This is a genomic window from Flammeovirga sp. OC4, assembly GCF_000812565.1.
Classification (GTDB): domain Bacteria; phylum Bacteroidota; class Bacteroidia; order Cytophagales; family Flammeovirgaceae; genus Flammeovirga.
In genome coordinates, this window is the sequence record NZ_JTAM01000138.1 from 1 (window position 1) to 3,908 (window position 3,908).

6 protein-coding genes are annotated in these 3,908 nt (G+C 35.3%); 3 read left to right on the forward strand and 3 right to left on the reverse strand.

From position 1 onward, the window contains the following. The 3 genes from PL77_RS32120 to PL77_RS29440 form a co-directional block, all read left to right on the forward strand. The coding region (locus PL77_RS32120; protein ID WP_044213501.1) for a hypothetical protein at positions 1-226 on the forward strand (226 nt) is incomplete at its 5' end. Further along, entirely contained in the window at positions 219-746 is a 528-nt protein-coding gene (locus PL77_RS29435; protein WP_052444840.1) for a phage virion morphogenesis protein, read from the forward strand. The genes PL77_RS32120 and PL77_RS29435, both read left to right, overlap by 8 nt. After that, positions 746-1,279, forward strand: coding sequence for a hypothetical protein (locus tag PL77_RS29440; RefSeq protein WP_044213503.1), 534 nt, complete (start codon positions 746-748; stop codon positions 1,277-1,279). The genes PL77_RS29435 and PL77_RS29440 overlap by 1 nt, the downstream gene beginning before the upstream one ends. Positions 1,280-1,595: 316 nt before the next feature. Here the strand turns inward: PL77_RS29440 and PL77_RS29445 are convergent, their stop codons facing one another. From PL77_RS29445 to PL77_RS29455, 3 genes are all read right to left on the reverse strand, one after another. Next, on the reverse strand, positions 1,596-1,925 hold the full coding sequence (locus PL77_RS29445) for a hypothetical protein (RefSeq protein WP_044213505.1): 330 nt from the start codon (positions 1,923-1,925) through the stop codon (positions 1,596-1,598). 2 nt (positions 1,926-1,927) lie between these two features. Continuing rightward, positions 1,928-2,482, reverse strand: a complete 555-nt coding sequence (locus tag PL77_RS29450; RefSeq protein ID WP_044213509.1) for a hypothetical protein — start codon at positions 2,480-2,482, stop codon at positions 1,928-1,930. A 166-nt stretch (positions 2,483-2,648) separates the two neighbouring features. Then, positions 2,649-3,731 carry a nucleoid-associated protein gene (locus PL77_RS29455; protein WP_044213512.1) on the reverse strand — a complete coding sequence of 361 codons (1,083 nt, stop codon included), beginning with the start codon at positions 3,729-3,731 and terminating at the stop codon, positions 2,649-2,651. Positions 3,732-3,908 lie beyond the last annotated feature (177 nt).

A 3,908-nucleotide genomic window follows, 5' to 3' on the forward strand; every position in this document is an offset into this window, starting at 1 on the left:
AAGCAACAGTTCTAGCAATACAGGAGGAAAACAAACCAAATCACCGGATGAAGTTGTAGCCCAAGCAAAAGCAACCCGTCATATCACCATTAATGCCGACATGAAAGGCACTGAAAACCTCAATGTATACCAAAATGGAACGGATGAAAACGGTCAGAACGTAATCGATGATTTGGCGGATATGTTTTTAAGAACACTTAATAATTACACAAGAAGCTATGGATGATACAAAGAAACTTTTAAAACAAATGGATGACCTTGGGAAACTGCACCGTCAGTTTCCCACCATAGCAGGTACTGAAGCAAAAGTGTTTTTCAAAGATCGTTTCCGTTCCCAAAACTGGATAGACACCAATACAGAACCTTGGAAACCGAGAAAAGACCCGGAAGGAAAACACAAAGGAAAAGCGATATTAGTGCAAAGCGGTGCATTGAAAAGAAGTATAAAAGTACTCCACAAAGACAAAACAAGTGTAACAGTGGGCAGTGCCAATATTCCTTATGCTAAAATCCATAATGAAGGTTACAGAGGAAACGTCAATCAGAAAGTGAAAGCACACACCAGACGAAAACACCGAAGAACAAGAAATGGTGTGAGTCATGATGTACAAAAACATAAGGTATCTGCCCATAATCGCACCTTGTACATGCATATACCTAAAAGGCAATTTTTAGGAGACAGCTTGTACCTGAACAACCGCATCAATAGAAAACTGAATGCTAGAATTCTTAAAATAATAAAGTAATGTTACAGATTTACAACGCTATTAAAGACCGTTTAAAAGAGTGTGAAAGTAAGTTTAAAGTACAGGGGTTGTCTCCAGTAATGCATATTGATTACGACAAAGGGCAATACCTAAGACCTCAGGATTTTGAAATTTTCCCAATGCCTGCCGTTTTTTACACTTACAATATCACATGGCAAGACAGACCGGGCAAAACACAATTAGGCACAGCAACTATTGATTTGAAAATTGTAATACCTACTTCTTCAAGTATTGCCATGAACAGTGCTACACTTAGCGAAGCTGAGAAGGTTTTACGCTACCACTTAACCGTTCATTCTTGTATTCATGGTTTGAAATCTCCGAGTGTTAGTGGCTTAAGAAGGACGCAAGAAAGTGACGATCCTTCACCGATCGGATTACATATTCACACAATTTCATACACTTGCGAGGTGACAGATAATTCTACTCATCTTCTTGCTGACTATGTTGATGCTCAAGTAGATGATTTAGTGATTCAAGGGCGTATAGGGGCGAAAAATTTTCAAATTTAATATTAACAAATACGAGAAAAATGTCGTAAATTTATGTTTAAACGCATATTCTTTATAAAAATGTCGGCAATAACAACTCGGAAAATTAACAGCGAATTACGTTACCATGCTCTTCAGGAACGCTACCATGTTTTATACAATGAAAAGCGTTTAAGACTCGATGATGTACTTGAATCCCTCTCGCTAGAATTCTATTTGGGGTATGAATCAGTTCGGAAGATTTTAAGAAAAAGGCTAATTCCTAAGGAAACACTTTTAGAACAATTAAAAAAAAATAAGGCTACTTACACGGGGTGTAGGTAGCCTAAAACATACATTAATAAAACTTAAGTCTGAGCTTGAGTCGCTTCAAAAAACTGATCCAAAACTCGCAGATAGAATTTTTACCATCGGATCTAACATTGCCTCTATTACTGGCTGTGGTTTGGCTGTTTTTGGAGGATAAGATAAAAGGATCGTATTTCTCTGCGAGCTCTACAAATTCATAGAGCTCGCTTTTTTTTCTCAACTGAAACTGTAAAACAGTTTGATTCAATACTTCTCCATTTACCATAAGTGTGATTTCTGACATCTCATTACCTCCAAGCAAATAAACATGCTCTATCACTTCAATCTTGCATTTATATTCCTTTATTTCTTGTATCATAGCTATTTCATTCTTCTACAAATTTCCTCAAAGGCATCGAATATAACATCTAGCTTGACGCTTCCTTTTTTAAAGTAAGGAATACCATCATGATCAACATCAAATGGAAATAAACTTCTATAAGCATGATATTTGTATTCGATTTCATCATCAACATAGTTTAAAAGATCTTCATAAAACTCTTTTTGATTTTCCAGCTCTTCCCCTTCATAACCCCAATCTTCTAAATCATTATTGATTATTGCTTCAATTGCTTCACAAGTTTGTATTGGGTCGTATTCGCAATATTCACGAATACTTGTAGCTATCAATTTTTCAGACCAATACATTTTATTGATTTTAAAACCTTTACAAGGAATGAAATTTCTTTCAAAGACCCATACACCAAAGTCTCCAGTAACAGTAAGCCCATTTTCATCGTTCTTAAATTTGACTAGACCCATGCGATAATCTTCCTCTTGAAAAGTATCTATTCTTATTTCTTCGCCTTTTGAGTTTGTGAAAATGTCCACTGTATGTGTATGAAGACTAAAATCGTATTTTGGCTTATCTTCCATAACTACCTCACCCGTTTAGAGATTGACTCAAGTTTTAAAACTATACTTTTAAGCGTATAGACAGCTTCTAAAATAAGCAGATCCTTTTCCCCAATGGGGTAATTCTTTCTTCTATCAAGAAGCAGGATAATCAACTGAAGAAATAATAGTTTGATTTTTAGTTTCATTACTCTTCCTCATTAAAATAAATAGTATAGTAATTCATATTTCTCTCGCCATCATAGCCCTTCTCGACGTTCTGCTCATTACCACCAACAACAATACTGATTTTCTTGTCCAGACGAATCATACTTTTGAAGAGCTTTTGAGACTTCTTAACGGCTTCTTTTGAAACTCTGAATTCCTCAAAAAGTGGAACTTCTTTCTTTTCTGAGTAGTCTTCTTTGAACTCTTGAAAGGCTTCGATAGCTTCAGGCTCCTCAATCACATTGTTTTCAAAATCCACCACATGGAAATCCTCTTTCTCTTTAAAGTACTTTAAAGAGCGGTTTAAAAGGTCGATCTGAGCAGGTTTTTCAACGCCATGATCTTCATTATAGACCTCTTCCACAAAGTCAGAGCAAAGGTTCAAATAGTTTTGTGTATGAAAGAAATGATCTTGACGAGGTCGTAACTGAAGGAATGATTCTTTCCAGTAAAGAGCCTCTACACTTTGATTGCCAATAGAATTGAGCATCACCTTATATCCTCTTTCTTTCTCACATTTGAAGATTAGGCAACCTTTATCCAGCTTCTTAATACTTACTCCTTCTTCGTTGATAATATCAAAAGCCTTTTTGTTATCAAGATCCCAAATTTTCAAGAAAGTATCTTTGTGTTCTGCCTTGAATAAACCAACAGCATCCACTACATCACCATCCACTACAAAATCTCTTAGTACAGCCACAAAGAAATCACCACCTTTGATACGTGGATGGGTAGATGCATTATAAAGAAGCGATGCCAGTTCTTTTGAATTAGCTAATAACCCATTATAAGGATCATCGAAAATTCTTGAGACGCATTGTAAAACTTCATTGTCTTGAAAAGACGATCCGCCTTCTGGACAATCAAAATGAAAAAACTCACCTTGTTTAAATGGCTTTAAAAAGTAATTCTGAATGCTTTTATAAAGAGGGGAATAGTTTTCCAAATACACTTCAGTAGTAGAAGTATGAAGAGGCTCTTCTTGTGTTTTATTCCCTACTTGATGAATTACTAAATTATCAAGTTTTACGTTTGATAGGTCAAAAGATTTTATTTTACTCATGATTTGGTTTGTTTAATAATTTGAAATACTATGAATGTCGTCAAGTAAACCTTCCAGACGACTTACTTCTTTTTTCAATTCATCAATTTTTTCATTTCTTTTATAAGAAGGTGGAACAAAATCAATATGAACTTTACCTTTTTTATCAGTCATGATTTTTTCGGTGAGATCCCAAGC

What these genes read in the sequence shown, in the direction of transcription:
- PL77_RS29435 (WP_052444840.1), top strand. Translation starts at nt 219, where the DNA reads ATGGATGATACAAAGAAACTTTTAAAACAAATGGATGACCTTGGGAAA.
- PL77_RS29440 (WP_044213503.1), top strand. Translation starts at nt 746, where the DNA reads ATGTTACAGATTTACAACGCTATTAAAGACCGTTTAAAAGAGTGTGAA.
- PL77_RS29455 (WP_044213512.1), bottom strand. Translation starts at nt 3,731, where the DNA reads ATGAGTAAAATAAAATCTTTTGACCTATCAAACGTAAAACTTGATAAT.
- PL77_RS29445 (WP_044213505.1), bottom strand. Translation starts at nt 1,925, where the DNA reads ATGATACAAGAAATAAAGGAATATAAATGCAAGATTGAAGTGATAGAG.
- PL77_RS29450 (WP_044213509.1), bottom strand. Translation starts at nt 2,482, where the DNA reads ATGGAAGATAAGCCAAAATACGATTTTAGTCTTCATACACATACAGTG.